The organism is Winogradskyella poriferorum (assembly GCF_036553625.1).
Taxonomy (GTDB): Bacteria; Bacteroidota; Bacteroidia; order Flavobacteriales; family Flavobacteriaceae; genus Winogradskyella; species Winogradskyella poriferorum.
Genome location: NZ_JAZHOU010000003.1, coordinates 412,391 through 430,375, shown reverse-complemented (window position 1 = coordinate 430,375; position 17,985 = coordinate 412,391). Strand labels below are relative to the sequence as shown.

At 32.5% G+C, this 17,985-nt stretch carries 15 protein-coding genes; 1 reads left to right on the top strand and 14 read right to left on the bottom strand.

Translation table 11 applies throughout. The features are described from left to right. Nucleotides 1-14 precede the first annotated feature (14 nt). Complete coding sequence (locus tag V1468_RS11495; protein ID WP_331810378.1) at nucleotides 15-815, bottom strand: sulfite exporter TauE/SafE family protein; 801 nt, start codon at nucleotides 813-815, stop codon at nucleotides 15-17. Nucleotides 816-1,032: 217 nt separating this feature from the next. Here V1468_RS11495 and V1468_RS11490 point away from each other — a divergent pair, with 217 nt between their 5' ends. After that, nucleotides 1,033-3,159 carry an MORN repeat-containing protein gene (locus V1468_RS11490; protein WP_331810377.1) on the top strand — a complete coding sequence of 709 codons (2,127 nt, stop codon included), beginning with the start codon at nucleotides 1,033-1,035 and terminating at the stop codon, nucleotides 3,157-3,159. A 78-nt stretch (nucleotides 3,160-3,237) separates the two neighbouring features. Here V1468_RS11490 and V1468_RS11485 read toward each other — a convergent pair whose 3' ends face one another. The 13 genes from V1468_RS11485 to V1468_RS11425 form a co-directional block, all read right to left on the bottom strand. Then, entirely contained in the window at nucleotides 3,238-4,092 is an 855-nt protein-coding gene (locus V1468_RS11485; RefSeq protein WP_331810376.1) for an alpha/beta hydrolase, read from the bottom strand. 53 nt (nucleotides 4,093-4,145) lie between these two features. Further along, the gene (locus tag V1468_RS11480; RefSeq protein ID WP_331810375.1) at nucleotides 4,146-4,832 is read right to left on the bottom strand and encodes a DUF6624 domain-containing protein; all 687 of its coding nucleotides are present in this window, start codon (nucleotides 4,830-4,832) and stop codon (nucleotides 4,146-4,148) included. Between the two features lie 62 nt (nucleotides 4,833-4,894). Then, on the bottom strand, nucleotides 4,895-5,497 hold the full coding sequence (locus V1468_RS11475) for a hypothetical protein (RefSeq protein WP_331810374.1): 603 nt from the start codon (nucleotides 5,495-5,497) through the stop codon (nucleotides 4,895-4,897). A gap of 230 nt (nucleotides 5,498-5,727) precedes the next feature. Next, a complete protein-coding gene (locus V1468_RS11470; RefSeq protein ID WP_331810373.1) occupies nucleotides 5,728-7,950 on the bottom strand; it encodes a CocE/NonD family hydrolase in 2,223 nt (740 codons plus the stop codon). A gap of 33 nt (nucleotides 7,951-7,983) precedes the next feature. Next, nucleotides 7,984-8,604: a hypothetical protein gene (locus tag V1468_RS11465; protein ID WP_331810372.1), complete on the bottom strand. Its 621-nt coding sequence runs from the start codon at nucleotides 8,602-8,604 to the stop codon at nucleotides 7,984-7,986. A gap of 130 nt (nucleotides 8,605-8,734) precedes the next feature. Then, nucleotides 8,735-9,457: a LytR/AlgR family response regulator transcription factor gene (locus tag V1468_RS11460; RefSeq protein WP_331810371.1), complete on the bottom strand. Its 723-nt coding sequence runs from the start codon at nucleotides 9,455-9,457 to the stop codon at nucleotides 8,735-8,737. Next, entirely contained in the window at nucleotides 9,444-10,535 is a 1,092-nt protein-coding gene (locus V1468_RS11455) for a sensor histidine kinase (protein ID WP_331810370.1), read from the bottom strand. Before V1468_RS11455 ends, V1468_RS11460 begins: the two co-directional genes overlap by 14 nt. A gap of 122 nt (nucleotides 10,536-10,657) precedes the next feature. Beyond that, a complete protein-coding gene (locus tag V1468_RS11450; RefSeq protein WP_331810369.1) occupies nucleotides 10,658-12,055 on the bottom strand; it encodes an alpha/beta hydrolase family protein in 1,398 nt (465 codons plus the stop codon). 78 nt (nucleotides 12,056-12,133) lie between these two features. After that, entirely contained in the window at nucleotides 12,134-12,730 is a 597-nt protein-coding gene (locus tag V1468_RS11445; protein ID WP_331810368.1) for a hypothetical protein, read from the bottom strand. A 7-nt stretch (nucleotides 12,731-12,737) separates the two neighbouring features. Further along, complete coding sequence (locus V1468_RS11440) at nucleotides 12,738-13,223, bottom strand: RNA polymerase sigma factor (protein ID WP_331810367.1); 486 nt, start codon at nucleotides 13,221-13,223, stop codon at nucleotides 12,738-12,740. A 540-nt stretch (nucleotides 13,224-13,763) separates the two neighbouring features. After that, a complete protein-coding gene (locus V1468_RS11435) occupies nucleotides 13,764-14,405 on the bottom strand; it encodes a DUF6266 family protein (RefSeq protein WP_331810366.1) in 642 nt (213 codons plus the stop codon). Nucleotides 14,406-14,530: 125 nt separating this feature from the next. Beyond that, a complete protein-coding gene (locus tag V1468_RS11430) occupies nucleotides 14,531-14,971 on the bottom strand; it encodes a DUF6943 family protein (protein WP_036123372.1) in 441 nt (146 codons plus the stop codon). Nucleotides 14,972-16,021: 1,050 nt separating this feature from the next. After that, complete coding sequence (locus V1468_RS11425) at nucleotides 16,022-17,983, bottom strand: heavy metal translocating P-type ATPase (RefSeq protein ID WP_331810365.1); 1,962 nt, start codon at nucleotides 17,981-17,983, stop codon at nucleotides 16,022-16,024. Between the last annotated feature and the right edge of the window lie 2 nt (nucleotides 17,984-17,985).

Here is a 17,985-nt window from a genome sequence, read left to right as displayed (position 1 = left end):
AGCTGTAACAAAAGTTACATTGTTAATTCCTTATAAATAATGTAGATACCCATTATTAAAACGAACCAACCGAAGCCTTTTTTTAGCTTTTTACCTTCAATAAAATTAGATAGGTAAATCCCTAAAAATATTCCAATAACAGATATGGATGTAAAGGTTAAAAGGAATGTCCAATCAATGTCTAAATTTTCAACATCACCAATAAAGCCAATCAATGATTTTATAGCAATAATGAGTAATGAAGTAGCTACAGCTTTTTTCATTGGGAGCTTGGCTAGTAATACCAATGCAGGAATAATTAAAAATCCACCTCCTGCTCCAACGATTCCTGTAATAACACCAACGATTATACCTTCTGTAACGATTAATGGATAATTAAAAACTACTACGGAATCAGAAACTGCTTTAGCCTTTTTATTCTTAATCATAGATACCGAAGCAACAAGCATAACGATGGCAAAAAAGATCATAATACCTATGTTTTTTGTAACCAAGAAATCACCAACTCTAAACAACTCTTCTGGAATTGCTGGTACCAAATATTTTCTTGTAGTATAAACGGCAATAAAAGCTGGTATAGCAAAAACAATGGCTGTTCTAAAATCTACTAAGCCCTTCTGAATATTTCTTATAGCACCAACCAAAGAAGAAACACCAACTACAAAAAGAGAGTATGCTGTTGCCGTAACAGGATTTACAAACAGTAAATAGACCAAAATAGGAACAGTTAAAATAGAGCCTCCACCTCCAATGAGACCAAGAACAATACCAATAATTAAAGCTCCTATATAGCCAAAAATTTGATTTAAATCCATAAATAATTTAGTTAGTGAAAGTTCAAAGCTAATAGAGAACTAAACTTATATACGTAACAATTGTTACAATGTAGTAATTGTAGAACAAAGATTAATTTTTATAGTCAACTGATTAATTTTAATTTGACGAAATAAATGCGTATTTTCTTCAAAATACGCAATTTATCGTATGGTTTCATTAAGTAACTTTTTTGATTTTTGTATAAACTTTAACATCATGAAGAACCTACTAAGCCTTATTATTTTAGCAATATTTAGTTTAAGTATTTCTGCACAAGAGATAGATTTTGTAAATGCACCTGTTAATCCTATTGGATTTAAACAGAAAAAAGAGCATTATAAATTGAAAGGTGATATATATGCATCTGAGGGAAAAATCTTTGATAGAAAAGGTAACCTTGTATATAATTTTGGAACGAGATATTATTATGACAATTCAGGTCGAATAACAGGAAACAACTACAATGATGAGTTTGAATATGACTACCGAGGAAATATTATTCGTTTCAAATACCCATCTGGTTCTGAGTATAATTACCAATTCAACAGCAAAAACCTATTAACATACGAGAAAAACACCTATGGTGATGAAAAGACCTATAAATATGATAGTCAAAATCGTGTAACTGAAATGGTACACAAAAAAAAGGGCGTACTAAACCTAACCAAATATTTCAGCTATGAAAAAGCAGGTAATATTATAATAGTGACTACAAGAACTGCATATGCTGATGGAAGACCAAATTATACAAGTAAAGTACATTATCGCAATGGCTATTTAGTTAAGGAGGAAGTAACATCAGGTATTTATGAATACGTTGTAGAAACTGATTCTAATGGGAATAAGATTAAATTCTATGACGCAAATAAAGAAGACCCTAGAGTATTTGAATCTTATAATCGATATTATAGCGATATCAACAAACCGCTAAAAATAGAACTTGGATATTATATTCCTGGTGGTCTTAAAACAGGGAATAAAAAAGAGGCTGTTTACATTAATGGAAATCATGCTAAAGATATAGCTATAAGCAAAGGTATGAAGCCCAATGAAAAAGTAATATACGATGGTCTTACAGAAACCTATTATTCTGTTCCAGACTTTATAGACACAAATCACACTTTAGATACTCGTGTTCCTGTTACAACTGTTCTGTCTAAAAACTTACCATATATTAACTATGCTTACGATGGAAAGTTCATTAACTATGTTCATGGTTACAACAGAGTAAAATCAAGAGAGTTTTCTTTCATTGGCCCTCACATGATTGACTACCGCATAGATAAAAGTAACGGTATTACTTATATTATTGATGACTATAAAAACATTAAGTACAAGGAAATAAAACCAATGCGTGTTTTTACGACCGATACGTCTTCAATAGTTTATAACCGTAATCTAGAAACAGAGAATTTTTATGTTGTGGTAAAAGGGAAGCATATTGATTATAAAAAAGCAACGTTTGAATATCTAGAAAACGGAGATCCTGTTATTTCTATTGATAACAAACCTATGTACGTTCTTAATGGTTTTGCAGCAGCAAGAGAAAATAAAGTTTTTAAAGGAAGTCTTTATAATAATGAACTGAACACCAATAAGACATCATCAACACAAGTAACAAATACATCTAAAACTACGAGTACAACATCTAGTAGTTCTAGTTCTTCGGGATACCAATGTATAGAAGGAGATTGCACCAATGGTTGGGGAAAAATAAAACTTCCAGATTCTGAGACGGAGTCTACATTTAGCAATGGTGCTCTTAATGGTGTTACTTACATAAGCTATTCTAATGGAGGTTCTTATCATGGTGAGTATAATGACAACAGACGTGATGGTACTGGGTTTTATTATTGGTCTTCAACAGGTAACACCTACATAGGACAATGGAAAAACGGCAAGCAAGATGGATATGGGTATGTTATTGATAAATATGGCAATATAAATAGTATGGGGAAATACGCAAACGGTGAGTTTGTTAAAAATCTGGGAACAGATTACAAGTCTAAAAAAGTTTCTGGTAATTGTATGGGAGATTGTAGTAATGGATTCGGAAAGTACACATACAGCAACGGAGACGTCTATATTGGTTTTTTTAACAACGGTTACCGTGCTCACATAGGTACATACTATTGGAAAAACAATAGTTCATACACAGGCGCTTACTCAACAAACGGAAAAAGAAATGGATATGGTAAATATACCTATGTAGATACTTCCGTTTATAAAGGTATATTTATTGATGATAAAATTGATGGCTTAGGAAAAATGAAATATGCCAAATCTGGTAATGTAGTTAATGGTGTTTTTAATAATAACGGAGCCAAGGTTAAGGATTATTAATAAACGATAGAGACTTATTGTCTTTGCTGATATAGAAAGTCATAAATCATTGATCCTAATTGCTATTTGAATAAGCTATTAGTTGTCACCAAGTATTATCTCTTCTATTTTTTTAAAGTTTGCTGTATTTGGTACATGTTTAGACCCTTTTAGTAGCAGAACTTTATGCAACGATGAAAAGATATTCTGGGCTCTTTTTATCATCTTTTTTCCTGGAAACATAAGGTCGTTTTCACAAGCAAAAATGGTAATTGGTGTTTTTATGCTTTTAGCTGAATCTTTAGATATTACTGGTAGTGGAGAGAAATCCATATTACAATGCTGAAATGTAAATGACATGTATTTTAATGCAAAATCATCATACTCTGAAAACAAAGCACCCATTACCTTTTTAATATACTTTGAGTTGTTAGTTTTTATAAACTTTTTTAAAGGTATAAACATTTTCCATAAACCTATTAAAGGATTACCATTTACAATATAAACTGGTGCAATAAGAAAGGCCTGTTTTATTAATGTTTCATTAAACTCTAAGGCCTTTAAACTAATAAAACCACCAAACGAAAAACCAACTAAAGTAACCTCTTTAAGTCCTAGTTTTATAATGATTTCTATCAGCCATTTCCCATAATCTAAAGACTTCATGTCTAATCTATTCTCAGCACTTTTATTGGGCTGTGCTAATACATCAATAGCATAGACACAATATTTTGAAGACAAACTTGGAAAAGACTCCAAAATTTGTGGCGCACAACCTCCAGTACCATGAATAAGCAGAAGTGGAGGCAAATTTGTATCACCAACACTTATGATATTGGTTATACCAAACTTGGTTTCTAATAGTTGTTCAGAATAATCTATTGAGAGGTCTTCAAGCTTTTGATGATATAGGTCTAAGATTTTTGATTTTCCTGCTTCCGATTTAAAAAACATAAAGTGTTAGTTTTGGATTGATGTTTGAAAAGGCTCTGTTTGAAAAATAGAATCTAATTGGTTGAACCATTTTTACTCTTTTCCTGTTTATTCAATTCAAATTCTTTTGTTCGCTTGATCTGTTCTTCAAGATTCCATTCAAAATCGAATCTATTCTTTAGAAAAATGGCAATAGAATCTAAACCAATTGCTGTTCTTCTTTTATCTATATTTTCTGGATCAAAAACTGGCCAAAGATTAAAACTTTTAGTTTCTGGATAGTACTTCATCTGTCCACCATAGATTTGTAAATCGCCTCGTTCAGTTGCAATTCTGTCTTCTGCTCTAACCAAAAAGCGTGGTTCTAACTTTTTGTCTTTTACAGCTTGTCTCATCATTGGAAGGTATTGTATTCGAACTTCATTATCTGAGTGTTGAATAACATTACATATAGTCCAATTACCACGTTCTCCAATCATATCTTTAGTTGGCCAACCATGTTTATCTAGAATTTTTTTCACTCTATCTTCATTAACTATATGATTTTTATCTATAATCAACTGCTGTTCTTTTACTAGCTCTGAGTCAACACCATGTACAGCCATTAAAGAATCTCTTAGTCTTATTGGCTCTTGTTCTGTTTTCCAAATGTCATCAATCAGTGCTATTAAGTTTTCTTCCTTAGCCTCTTTGGTTTTAGTAATACAAGAACTAAAAACTAATAACACTAAAAGAGTCAATAAGTAATATGGTTTTTTCATTTTCTTATACTTTTTAATTACTAGGTTCATTTATTGAACCTTATGTTATTATGTTCATTATTTTACAACCAGCTAAAGCCTAATCCTACATTAAAGATTACTGCATCTCTATGTGCATCACCATCTAAAGACGTACGCCCTAAAACTAATTTAGACTGAACATTAAGTGCAAAATTTTTCTTTTTATAAATCTCATAACCTGTACTTGCCATAACAGCACAACCAAAGTTCCAATCGTCATTTACATTGTCTTTAATATCATATAATGCTGGTGAATCTATAGCTAAACCAATTCCGCCATGAATCCACCATCTATCTTTTACCCAATATTGAACGGATGGAATAAAGCCACCAAAGTTTCTGTCATTATCTTGAAATTCGTATATATTTCCTGGCATAGCAACAGTAATGGCGAGTTTTTCGTTTAACATGTAACCAAACTTTAAATCTGGAAAAACGAATGTCCCTTGAGATTTGTCGAAGGTTTGAATACCCTCACTATCTTCTATACTGATAATACCTCCACCTACTACAAATTCGAAGATAAAACCATCTCGTTGTGGTATAGGTTCAGAATTTGTGTTTTGAGCATATGTTGTGCTAGATAATAATGCAAAGGCAACACAAGCCATTTTTAATACAATTTGTTTTTTGATTGTTTTCATTTTAATTGTTTTCATAATTGTTCGTTTTTTGATTAATAATTGATTGATGATTTTTAAATTCGAAGTGCAAACTTCCAGTAAAAAACAGATGTCTAAATATTAAAGTATCTGAACTGTTGACTTAGGATGATGAATTGTCGATTTTCTAATACATAGTTCTCTATAATTTTCAACCCATCATGTGATCTTTATTTATGAAAGCTGAAAACAGTTATTGTAAACAGGATATTTTATTTATTAGAATTCCAAATAGGTAAAGAAATACTACTGTTACCTGTAAACGTTATTTTTAAAGGAATTTCGGCATCTTTAATGCTTTCGCTGTTTACATCTCTACCTGTGCCGTAATTTATTTGAGCATTGTTGTTTTTATTGACGTTAACAACTACAACAATCCGACTACCTTTCTGTATTTTTTTGCTAATCAATTTAGAATTATCAAAAGACACTTTCGTCATTTCGTTCGGTATAAGTAAATTTCTATACTCTCTGTCTTTAGCAAAGCTAGCTCTACCAATATAATAGCTTAAATGAAAGTATTTGTTTTCTGGTGTTAATTGATAAACTATAACAGAATAGTCAACATCTTTTTTATTAATTGAAAACTCAAGATTTCCTGTAAAAGAACCATTCATAATAACATCTTCTTTTAGAGCTTCCGATTTAAAAATTAAACCATCGTTTAAGTTGATGTTGTCTTTTTCTAAAGGCCATGGATAATATTCGGTATTAGTCATGCTTTCTCTATCTTTAAAGTCAATCACCATTTCTATTTCGGAAGGATTCGATTTCGACTTTAACCCATAAAAACCATCTGTTTTTGTGTCACTTAAATGAAATTTTAAGGTGTCATTTGTCATGGCACTTAAACTCGGTTTATGCATCCAAGTATCTGTATCCATCACTTGAAAGTTTACTTTATCTTTTAAAATACTTGGTTTTTCTTTTCCGTTTAAAACATAATCAAACCATTGGTAAATAATATCTTCTTCAATATTGATTAATGCAGATTTGTCTAATTTGTAATTCCTTAAACTTTCTTGTGGCTTCGATTGTGCTGTCCAGTGATCATAAGGGCCAATTAATAAATAATGATTCGGATTTTTTGCGTATTTATGATGTTGATTGTAATAATACATCGCACCTCTTTGTGAGTCATCATAATAACCTGTAATCGTTAAAATTGGAATATCAACCTTAGCAAACTCCTCCTTGTACGGAATCATCTTTTTCCAATAATCATCATAACTTGGATGTTGCATGTAGGTGTTCCATAATTTGTTTACTTGGCCATCTAAACTGTCCAATTTGTTAAATGCAACACCGGTTTCGTACCATGTGTTTTTTAAGGTATTCCAACGATTAAAATCATTTGAAGCTTCAAAGTCTAAAAACTTGTTGTTAGTGACATAAAAATTCCAAGAGTATGAATAATTATGCAGTACATTATTTTCCATCGGATAATCAATTCCAGGCGCAATGGCTACCATTGGAACAATTGTTTTTAGTGCAGGATGTACTTTGCGTTTCATAGAAGCCCATTGCGTAAAACCATTGTAACTACCACCAAACATGGCTACTTTTTGATTGGACCATGATTGTTTACTAATCCAATCGATGACTTCATAAACATCTGTGTTTTCATATTCAAGAGGCTTTATATCGCTTTTGCTCAATCTTTTCCCTCTTGTATTAGCAATAACTCCTACATAACCATTAGATGCTGCTAACATTGCTGAAGCTACATTTGTACCTGTATAGATTGAAGATACAAATATTGCTGATTTTTGGGTTGTTGAACTTCCCTTTCGCTGAACTAATACCACTGAAACTTCTGCGCCATCTTTCATAGGTATTACAATACTATCATTTACAACATATCTACGTTTATGGTCTTGCTTTATTTCTTCAAAATAAATACCTCTGGTAGATGAAAACACAGTACTTAAAAAGTATTTTTTCACTAAATCTTTAGCTATTCCCTGTGTTATTTTTCCTGATTTAATATTACTGTACGTATTGTTGAAATCACTAACATAATAATCTGTAGGATCTCTTAATATCAATGCTTTATCTAAATTAATAACTTGTTTATCATCAGAGTTTTTTACGTATTTGCTGTAAGAGTTTTTAAACGCATTTTTAAAGTTCGTAGAAAGCCTTGCTTCTGCATAATGCATGTATACATCTAAATACGGTCTTTTATCTATTGGTATTTCTTTGATTCCTTTTTTGAAAGTAACTAATGCTGCTTTATAATCACCGCTAATCACCTGTACCTTAAACACATCTAATTCTGATAAATTTTGAATATTACATAATAGGGCTAATTGCTGCATTTGATTTGCAAGTGCTATTGAATCGGATAGTTCTACCTTCTTAAATGGTATTTCTTGACCAAAAGAAGCTATAGGTATTGCGATTAAAAATAATATCAGGACAGATTTTTTCATTGTTTTACGATTGAAAACTGATAGCAAGCTATACTATTTCTCTTTTGGATTTTTATACTTAATTAACTCTTCATTGTATAAAAAACCATCTTGAGTCTGTGTCATTTTAATAAAGTTTTTAATTTCTGGTGCATACAACCAAACTTCATCCGTTTGCGCGTTGTAACCTCTAGAATTTGAAACAGTTCCTTTGTATTCAATGGTGTATGCCATAAATGTACCTGCGTCTACAGTTTCTTGTTTATAAGATACTACTTTTGCATCTTGACTTTGAGTTCCTGTAGTACCATCTTGACTGGTCCAGTTTTTTTCATATTTCCATGTCTCACCAACTTTTAAAGGCCACTTGTATTTTGGTGTTTTGCTTTCTTCTGGCTTTGTAATGTCTGATAAGGGAATCGTATCTTTTCCTATTGTCATACCTAAAACACCTTTCTTACTAACAATTTCTCGTGTATCTTCTCCTTCTGAACGTACTTCGCCTTTTGTGGTTACTCCTTTATATTTCCAAGTCCAAGTTTCTCCAACCATATAATCATTTAATGTTGGTTGTTCTGCTAATGAATCAGTGCTTTCATTACAAGATATCAATATTGAAACAAGCACTAGATAAACAATTTTTACTATTCCGAATACTACTTTTAAATAACTCATAATTAAAACTTTTAAATTAATGATAGTACAAAGTAAAGGTGTCTATTTCTACCTTAAAAGAAAAAGTACATGAGCGTAAATAAATGTAAATGAACGTAAATGAACGTTATAAAATTAAACGATTGTTGATTTACAAACTGTTCCAGTTTTTAAATTTAACAGATTGTCTGCTAGACACTTCTACCTTTTCGCCAGTAGTTAATATAATTTGTAGTTTATTATTGAAGTATGGATGAATCTCTTTGATATAGTGTATATTAATCATTTGGCTACGATTCACACGGAAGAAAACTTTAGGGTCTAATTTTTCTGCTAATAAATTTAAAGAGCGTTTTATCATTGCTTTATCCGAGCCAAAATAAAGACGCGCATAATTTTCTAAAGATTCAATAAAATGAATCTCTGTTAGCGGAATAAAATGACATTTTTCACCATCTTTTATAAATATCTTTTGATGCATCGGTAAGGTTGTAGGCTCTAATTTCACCCTATTAGATAGTTCTTCCTTCACTTTTTCAATAGTTTTAGAAAAACGTTCATCTCTTAAAGGTTTTACTAAATAATCTAAAGCATTCATCTCAAAAGCTTTTACAGCATATTGATCGTAAGCTGTTGTAAAAACAACATCTGGCACATTGGTTAACTCTTCCAATAAATCAAACCCAGATTTCCCTGGCATGTGGATATCTAAAAACAATAGATCTGGCTGTAAGTCTTCAATTAAAGTTATGGCCTCATCTACATGACTTGCTTCACCTATAATTTCAAACTCTATGTGTTTTTCTAATGCACGTTTTACTTCTTCTCTCGCCAAACGTTCATCATCAATGATTATGGTTTTATATCTTTTCATCTTCAATATGCATTGGAATTAATATTTCTGCAACTACAAAGTCATTTCCCTTCCCTCTTAAACTAAAACTAGCCTTGCCTTTATATTGGATATCTAAACGTTTTTTTAAGTTTTTTAAACCTAACCCAGCTCTTTTATCGGTATTAATTACTCCAGGGTTCTCAACAATTATACAAATATTGGCATCCTGTTTATTTATTTTCAAGGAAACAACACCTCCTCCAACTTTTAAGTCGATTCCATGTTTTATAGAGTTTTCAACTAACAACTGAATACTTAACGTGGGAATCTTATAATTAATCAGGTCATTATCAATATTGGTTTTTAGTTGTAGCCGTTCTTCAAAACGCATTTTTTCTAATTCTATATAATCATAAACTAAAGCAAGTTCATTTTTAATAGATATTAAACCTTTGTCTTTTTCGTATAATGATGATCGCAATAAATCTGATAATAAATCAATTGCTCTTCTTGCCACGTTAGGATTTTCAATTACCAACGATTTAATTGAGTTTAAAGAATTGAATAAGAAATGTGGATTTAATTGAGCTGATAAATTATCTAATTGAGCTTGTTTAGCTATTAAAGATAATTGAGCATTTTCTTTAGCGGTAACAACTTCCCTCTGATAGTAATGATACAAGTGATATGCCAAAACCCAAATAGACATTAATCGAAGTCCTGTAAGTAATATTGGATCCCAATAAATAATTGCCTGTAATAAATTTTTATTCTCGCCTGCTATGAAAGTCCAGTATGCATACCATTTCAAATTATTCAATAACACATATAAAACAGCTAATAGAAGTATGGTAGGCACTAAACGGATTAGTAATTTTTTTATGGGCAAACTACTCCATTTTGCTTTTAAGGCAAATCGTCTGTACATGTGTGTTAAAAATATTCCAATGGAAATATCTAATACATAATTTAACAGCGTATAAAAAATGCCGTAATTATCTCTTGTATATACTGTATATGCCCAATAAATAGAAACGGTACTCCATCCTATTAATTGACATTTCCAATAAAGCGATAGTCTTGTATTACTATTATTTGTTTTTTTATTGATATCCATTCCTAAACAAAGCAACAAAATACTTTAAAATAGTGAAAGGAAAAGTACAGGAACGTCAAATATGAGGTTTAAGTGCTATTTAAAAACAGCAAACTAGGTTTAAACCGTTCTAACTTTCTGAATCAATTTATATGCTCTAAAACCCAGCTCGATACTTCTTTTAATGCGATTGGAGAAAATGTTTGCTCTATCTTTCTATATTCATCCATCTTTCCTGTTTCACACTCTTGAAAAAAATGGTTTAAATTTTCTAATTCTAAGATTTTATAATCCTTATTTCCACCTTTAATCAAAGCTTCTCGTATACCATTTTGATTTATTTGAGCGTTCACTTGGGTGTCTTTACTTCCATTTAAAGACAACACAGGAATTTGCAATTTCTCGATTTCGTCAGCTGGATTATATTGTAAAAAGTAACGCGACCATGGTTTTATACTTGTATTTACCTGACTGGTAATAAACGTATTGATATTCTTTTCTGGCACATTTAAACCACTTAAAATTGGTCTTAAAAAATCATTGTAGTGAGCTGTCAATTCTGCTTTAATTTCAGATTCACTCTTATTAGAGGTGACAATGGCTATGGCTTTTCTAGTATTTTTTTCATAAGCTTCTTCATCTTTTACAGGAAATTCTCTTAATGTCTTAGACTGCATTACGGACAATTCAGTTCCTGATATTCCTGTAGAAGCAAGCAATACCATAAATGCAACATCCTTAGAGTTATTAGCTGCTAAGGGTGCAATAATACCACCTTCACTATGACTGATTAAACCAATATTCTTTTTATCTACTTCCTTTCTAGTTTTCAAATAAGCGATTGCGCTTAATACATCTTTAGAAAAATCTTCTGTTGTTGCACTTCCAAAATATCCTGTAGATTCTCCTTGACCACGATCATCAAAACGCAATACACCAATGCCTTGTTTTGTAAGATGATCTGCCAATACTAAAAAAGGTTTGTGTCCCATAAAGGTTTCATCTCTGTCTTGTGGGCCGCTTCCACTAATTAAGATAACCACAGGAAATGTACCTTCTTTATTAGGTAAGGTTAAAGTACCTGCTAGGCTTATATTTGCTTCCTTATTTTGAAACATAACCTCTTCTTCATAATAAGGATAAGGTTTTACGGGTTCTTGAGGTCTGCGTTGGTCTACTATCTCTACTGCACCTTTTTTCAAATTTAGTGTCATTTCTATACCGCCTTCTTTATACGTGCCTTCAAATTGCTGCAGTTCGTTATTAAACTCTGCTACATAAGACATGCCTAAATTTGAACCATCAATTATCAACTTTACGTTTGTAAAAGTAGTTGCTGCTGGTTTAATACCAGAAATCCTAAAGGTAGGTACATTCATTATTGAAGAATAGTTAGTACCTTCTTGTTTTATGTTAAACACAAAGGTAATTTCTTTATCACCTCTTTTGGCTTTTCCACTCCAATCTCCAGAGATTTCTTGAGAAAATGCGCTTACTATAGATAGTATAAGTATTAATATGATTGATATTATTGTTTTCATTTTAGGTTGTTTTTTTCTTGCCGAATAGTATTCGGCTATTAAATTTTAGACTTGTTCGTAATTAATTGATGAATGAGATTAATCCTCTAGTTCTTTTAGTATATCGTTGGCTGAATCCGTTGCTTTTTTATATTTTTTTAGTACCCATTGAGAGAAAATAAATAAAACACCAATTCCTGAAGGGACTAACCAATTAAGTTTTTCTGTCATTATAAAAACATCAATGCCTTTCATGATTTTTCCGAATGTAATAACAGCAAGTATCAATACTAAAAAGCTTGCATAAAAGCTTATTTTTTGCAAACGCATAAACTTTGTTTTTTCCTTTGCGTAATTCACTAATACCTCTTTATAAGTACTTTTAGAAATATCTATAGCCTTCATCTTTTTAATTGATTTTAATGAAAGTATAGGTAAAAGCAAACAAGCAACTATTGTGAGTACACCTGAAAGCTGAAGATACCAAACATCCAATAAGTTAAAGTTAATTATCAGATAAATGACAGCTGTAAAACAGACAAAAGCACTAATGGTTTCTGGCACAGAGATTCTGCGCATTCTATTTTCATAACGCTCTTTAGTCATATCTAGAATTAATTGATCGGTCAATATTTTTTGTTGGTCAACTTTCTGACTCATATCTTCCCATAAAGATTTCATTTCTTCAAGTTCCATACTATTGTTATTTCTTAATTTGAGATTTTAATTTATTTTTTATTCTAGCTAAACGTGTACCAACATTGGTAGCTGTAAAGCCTGTGATTGCAGCAATTTCATCATAGCTTTTACCTTCTAAATAAAGCAATATGATTCCTCTTTCTACAACACTGAGTTTTTTTATATGCGCATATAAAAGTGTAATTCGCTCTTCCATTACTGTATCAACATGATCGATTTTATTCAAGAGAAAATTGTCCATAGATACTCGAATTCCTTTTCTCTTTTCTTTTTTTAAATTGTTGATTGCAGTATTTAATGCAACACGATACATCCAAGTACTAATTTTTGAATCAGCCTTAAAAGAAGGGTAAGATTTCCAAAGTTGATATACAATTTCTTGATATACATCCTTTTGATCTTCGATAGTATTGGTGTAAAGCCTTGCAACTTTATAAATAATACCTTCGTTCTCTTTTATTTGTTGAATAAAGTCCTCTTTTGTATGCATTTAAAGATTGATTACAATCTATTAGTATGTGAAGTATTCAAAAAATCACAAAAAAGTGTTTTTATTTTTGAAAAAATTTATAATTAATTGATTTTCAAATAAATAATATCAAATAAAAATACAACAATAAACAGTGATTTCAGTACTTTGGTGTTGATGGTTTAATTTAATGAAGTAAAATTAATTGATTACTCTTAAAGGTTTTAATAGCCCTTAATGAGCTATCATAATCTAATTTCATTTAAATATCGTCCTACCTATTCTTTATAAAAGCTACCTTTAACTTTTCGCCTATTTCAAATGAAATTATGTCTAGTAACTGCTTAAGGAACAATATAAAAAATGCCTTTAAACTCTATTTACCGATACAATATTTAACTATCCTTATGTCTATTGACGTTAAGGCATTTGGGCAACAAATAGGGTGCAAAAAATACATAAAAAGAATAAATAAAGAGTAAACATCAATAAATTGAGCTACTAATATAGCACAAAAAAAACCGCTCGATTAGAGCGGTTTCCAAATAAAAACACCAAGCATTAATTAGCTGTACCAGAGCCTAAATAAATACTGTTTGATACTTGACTACCATCAGCAGTAATAAACGCCATAAATAACTCTACCGTATCTCCTGCATAAGTTGTTGGGATTGAAACAATTTGAGAACCTACTGTTCTGTCTGCTCCATCAAGTAAAGAAATAGATTCCTTTTTTGAGGGATTGTAAACCAACAACATCGCTTTATCAGTTGCATTTGCGTTACCTTCGGCAGAGTTATCATCCCACCCAAAAGTTACTTCTCCAGCAGTTGCTAAATCAGTCGTCGGGTTTAACGCACCAGATAAACCTCCGCGACTTACTAAAGCGTTTGGATAGTCAACAACAAAGTTAGGTTCTGTACCTGTAATCTCATTATTCAACACATACGACATTGCAGCATTAAATTCTGTTTTCTTAACTGCTAATCCTTTATACCCTAACTTAATAAAAGGCTTTACAGCCTGTAAAAATTCTAAAGTGGCAGTAAACTTTGTTCTTTGGTTTACTTGACCAACAGTTCTTGGATTGGCTACACTTGAGGGTTTAATTCTAATGTAATCAATTCCTTTCCAGCTTCCACCGATAACGTTTCCAACCTTACCTGAAAGCCCTCCTAAAATACCTTGGGAAATTTTACCCATAACATAAATAATTTAAATGAAACTTATTTTTCTTCGGACTTGGTACGGACTTAACACGAAGTTGTACCTTCCGACTGAATATATGGCAAGTTTTATGCTATTCGTTAGATATGGATTTTGTTGCTTTAGATTGCTTCTTTTTGCATTTTAGAAAATAAACTTTGAATGTATGATACTTTCAAATCTGCCATTTTTGAAATGACTTTTTGAAGTTCGGCTTCTTTTTTACTAATCGCTGACACTATATTAATATGCTTTTGCAATTGAAATTCATTATTTATTAATGATATAAAACTATTTTTTAGAGTATTTCTGCAATCATCTATTGAAATAAACGGAATAACACTTCCTTTTAAATGGTAAGCGTAAAAACCGCCTATTTGTAACATCATAGATAAGTTAAAAAGTGTGTGTTTTACCTCTTCTGTTGTAGTAGTGACAACGAAACAGTTAGCACAGGATTTTAAGAGTGGTTTTCCGCTGTTTAGCCCTTTGTTTAGTATAAAAAAATGAGGGTTTGAGTAAGCTTTTCCGACTTGGTGTGTTTTTAGTTCAAAAGTTGACATAGCTATCCAATTTAAAATTGCTTCGCTACGCTTCGCGCCATTATTTTTTTTTGAAAAGAAAAAAGATAGCCATAGTTGTTGTGGCGTGGGTAAGGCTGTCAAGGTTTTTGGATAAAAGTTTTTTTATTGAATGACTAAATCAAAAAAAAAGGTATTGAAAAAAGTTTTATTCAAAACCCGTAGGGCTTGACCTTTATAGCCTTGTGCGGTTGGCAGAGGTAGCCACATATATTTGCCATCTTTTTTATTTTAAATTTTCAAATTAGTTAAACTTGATTGAAAATGCCTTTAACTTTTCTGGGGAATTAACACTTAAAAAAATAGGTTTTAGTACCGTACTGAGCGTTGGGTGAAGCGTTTGTATGGGTAGCATTTTAAATAGTTGTTTGATAAAACAGCATTTAAACAAGCTACTTATACAGGACTTTTAGACAATAGCTTTTTGTTTTTTTGAGGCACGAGAAAAAGCAATATGCTATGGCGTAGCACTACACTTTATAAACCTATTTTTTTATAACCGCTGACTTGGGTGGTGGGGAAAAGTGGACTTTTATATTTGTTAACGAAATGAAACAAACAAAGACTTGAGGTAAGGAATACTTGGACTTAACGATGGTTTTGTGCAGCTTGAATGAGATAACGAATATTATTATCAATTAACAGAAACCTTAAAATGTTTAAATGTTTAATGTTAGTTCAAAATGTGGTTAAATGTTCGGAATTGCGCGTTGGAATTGCGGATATTTTACATAATACCAGTTATAGCTACGAAAATATAAGAATGCTGCGATAGCAAACCCTTGAAAGGATTTTTGCTACTATAACTACCCGTTATGTAAACATAGCTTGGGGTAGTTTTTGGTGTGAGGGATGGCAACAGCTCTTTGCTTTTTTATTGTACTACTTTTAAAATATAATAGCAAATAAAATAAGCAATGTGCTGTGTGAGGGTTGGCAACCAAAAACTACAAGTGCGGTGGATAGCGGAACAAAACAAAAGACAGAGGATTTTGAGGTACGAAAAAACTGGGTTTTGGGTTGTGGGGACAATTACCAACTCATTCGTTGTAATCTAACTGCATTTAAAATTGCTAATAATGCTACTCCTACATCTGCAAAAACTGCTTCCCACATTGTAGCTAAACCACCTGCACCGAGAATGAGGACTATAACCTTGACTCCAAATGCAAGCCCGATATTCTGCCATACAATACGGCGCGTTGAACGACCAATTTTAATCGCTCTTGCAATCTTGCTCGGTTGGTCTGTCTGGATGATAACATCGGCTGTTTCGATGGCGACATCGCTTCCTAAACCACCCATCGCAATACCTACACCACTTGCTGCCAAAACGGGTGCATCGTTAATACCATCGCCAATAAATGCTACTTTGGTTTCGGGTTGTTTTTTGAGCTCTTCAACTTCATTGAGTTTATCTTCAGGCAACAATCCACCTTTCGCCCAATCAATATTTAACTCTTTTGCAACTTGCTGTGTAATAGAGTCCTTGTCGCCTGATAGCATTATAATTTTTGAAATTCCGGAATCTCGAATTTGTTTAATGGCCTGGTGCGCATCATCCTTTAGTTCATCTGCAATGGTTACATAACCTGCAAAATTTCCATCAATGGATACCATTACGATGGATTCTACAATACCATCTGTTTCCGAGGGGACTTCTATGCCATTTGAGGTCATCAAAGCTTTATTACCTACCAATACCGTTTTACCATTGACCGTTCCTTTTAAACCTTTTCCTGCAACTTCTGAAACATCGGTCGCCTCGTAATCCGAACCGTCTGCTTTGTATTCGAGAATCGCTTTTGCAATAGGATGGGTAGATTGCTCTTCCATTGCCATCAGGTATTTCATAAATTCGGCTTCCTCAAATGTGATGGAATTGATTTCTTTGATTTTAAAAACCCCTTTGGTAACGGTTCCTGTTTTGTCCATTACGACCGTGTTTACTTGGGTCATTGCATCTAAAAAGGATGCACCTTTAAAAAGAATACCATTGCGCGATGCCGCACCCAAACCGCCAAAATAGCCGAGAGGAATAGAGATGACCAACGCACAAGGACACGAAATCACGAGGAATATCAATGCTCGATAGAGCCAATCCCTAAACACATAATCATCTACAAAAAAGTAAGGTAGAAACGTCAGTCCGATGGCAAGGAATACAACGATAGGCGTATAAATCCTTGCAAATTTTCTAATGAACAGTTCGGTCTTTGATTTTTTGGCGGTTGCATTCTGCACCATATCCAGAATTCGTGCAATGGAACTATCCTTGAATTCCTTGGTCGTCTCGATTTCGATTACGCCATCAAGATTAATGCTTCCGGCAAAAACAGTATTGCCTTTAGCAATCGTATCAGGTTTGCTTTCGCCTGTCAAGGCAGCAGTATTAAAAGAACCCTTTTCAGAAAGCAGAATACCATCAAGCGGAACTTTTTCGCCTACACGTACCTGTATCTTTTCGCCAATTTCAACAGTCTCGGGATTTACTGAAACAAAGTCGCCATCACGATAAACCAAAGCTTCATTGGGTCTTACATCGAGTAAGGCTTTTATATTTCCTTTCGCACGGTTAACGGCCGCATTTTGGAAGAGTTCGCCCACAGCATAAAACAGCATTACGGCAACACCTTCGGGATATTCGCCAATGGCAAATGCACCTAAAGTGGCTATGGACATTAAGAAGAATTCCGTAAAAAAATCACCATTTTTAATACTTTTCCAGCCTTCTCTTATCACCGGAAAACCTACAGGGATATAGGCTACCGTGTACCATACTACGCGAATCCATCCTTTGAAGAAAGGAAACGCATCAAAGTAATCAATAGCGATTCCGGCTATCAACATCACAAAGCTGAAAATAGCCGGTAGATAGGTTCTAAAATTTGAAATTTCTTCAGGGCTGCTATGGTTATGGCCATCGTCGTGACTGTGCTCGCCTTGTTGTTTTTTTGGTTCTAAGTCACGTAAGTTTATTTTTTTCTTTTTCATAT

Bases quoted from the DNA above. Each gene is read 5' to 3' on its own strand.
- V1468_RS11495 (WP_331810378.1), bottom strand. From the start codon at position 815: ATGGATTTAAATCAAATTTTTGGCTATATAGGAGCTTTAATTATTGGT.
- V1468_RS11490 (WP_331810377.1), top strand. From the start codon at position 1,033: ATGAAGAACCTACTAAGCCTTATTATTTTAGCAATATTTAGTTTAAGT.
- V1468_RS11485 (WP_331810376.1), bottom strand. From the start codon at position 4,092: ATGTTTTTTAAATCGGAAGCAGGAAAATCAAAAATCTTAGACCTATAT.
- V1468_RS11480 (WP_331810375.1), bottom strand. From the start codon at position 4,832: ATGAAAAAACCATATTACTTATTGACTCTTTTAGTGTTATTAGTTTTT.
- V1468_RS11475 (WP_331810374.1), bottom strand. From the start codon at position 5,497: ATGAAAACAATCAAAAAACAAATTGTATTAAAAATGGCTTGTGTTGCC.
- V1468_RS11470 (WP_331810373.1), bottom strand. From the start codon at position 7,950: ATGAAAAAATCTGTCCTGATATTATTTTTAATCGCAATACCTATAGCT.
- V1468_RS11465 (WP_331810372.1), bottom strand. From the start codon at position 8,604: ATGAGTTATTTAAAAGTAGTATTCGGAATAGTAAAAATTGTTTATCTA.
- V1468_RS11460 (WP_331810371.1), bottom strand. From the start codon at position 9,457: ATGAAAAGATATAAAACCATAATCATTGATGATGAACGTTTGGCGAGA.
- V1468_RS11455 (WP_331810370.1), bottom strand. From the start codon at position 10,535: ATGGATATCAATAAAAAAACAAATAATAGTAATACAAGACTATCGCTT.
- V1468_RS11450 (WP_331810369.1), bottom strand. From the start codon at position 12,055: ATGAAAACAATAATATCAATCATATTAATACTTATACTATCTATAGTA.
- V1468_RS11445 (WP_331810368.1), bottom strand. From the start codon at position 12,730: ATGGAACTTGAAGAAATGAAATCTTTATGGGAAGATATGAGTCAGAAA.
- V1468_RS11440 (WP_331810367.1), bottom strand. From the start codon at position 13,223: ATGCATACAAAAGAGGACTTTATTCAACAAATAAAAGAGAACGAAGGT.
- V1468_RS11435 (WP_331810366.1), bottom strand. From the start codon at position 14,405: ATGGGTAAAATTTCCCAAGGTATTTTAGGAGGGCTTTCAGGTAAGGTT.
- V1468_RS11430 (WP_036123372.1), bottom strand. From the start codon at position 14,971: ATGTCAACTTTTGAACTAAAAACACACCAAGTCGGAAAAGCTTACTCA.
- V1468_RS11425 (WP_331810365.1), bottom strand. From the start codon at position 17,983: ATGAAAAAGAAAAAAATAAACTTACGTGACTTAGAACCAAAAAAACAA.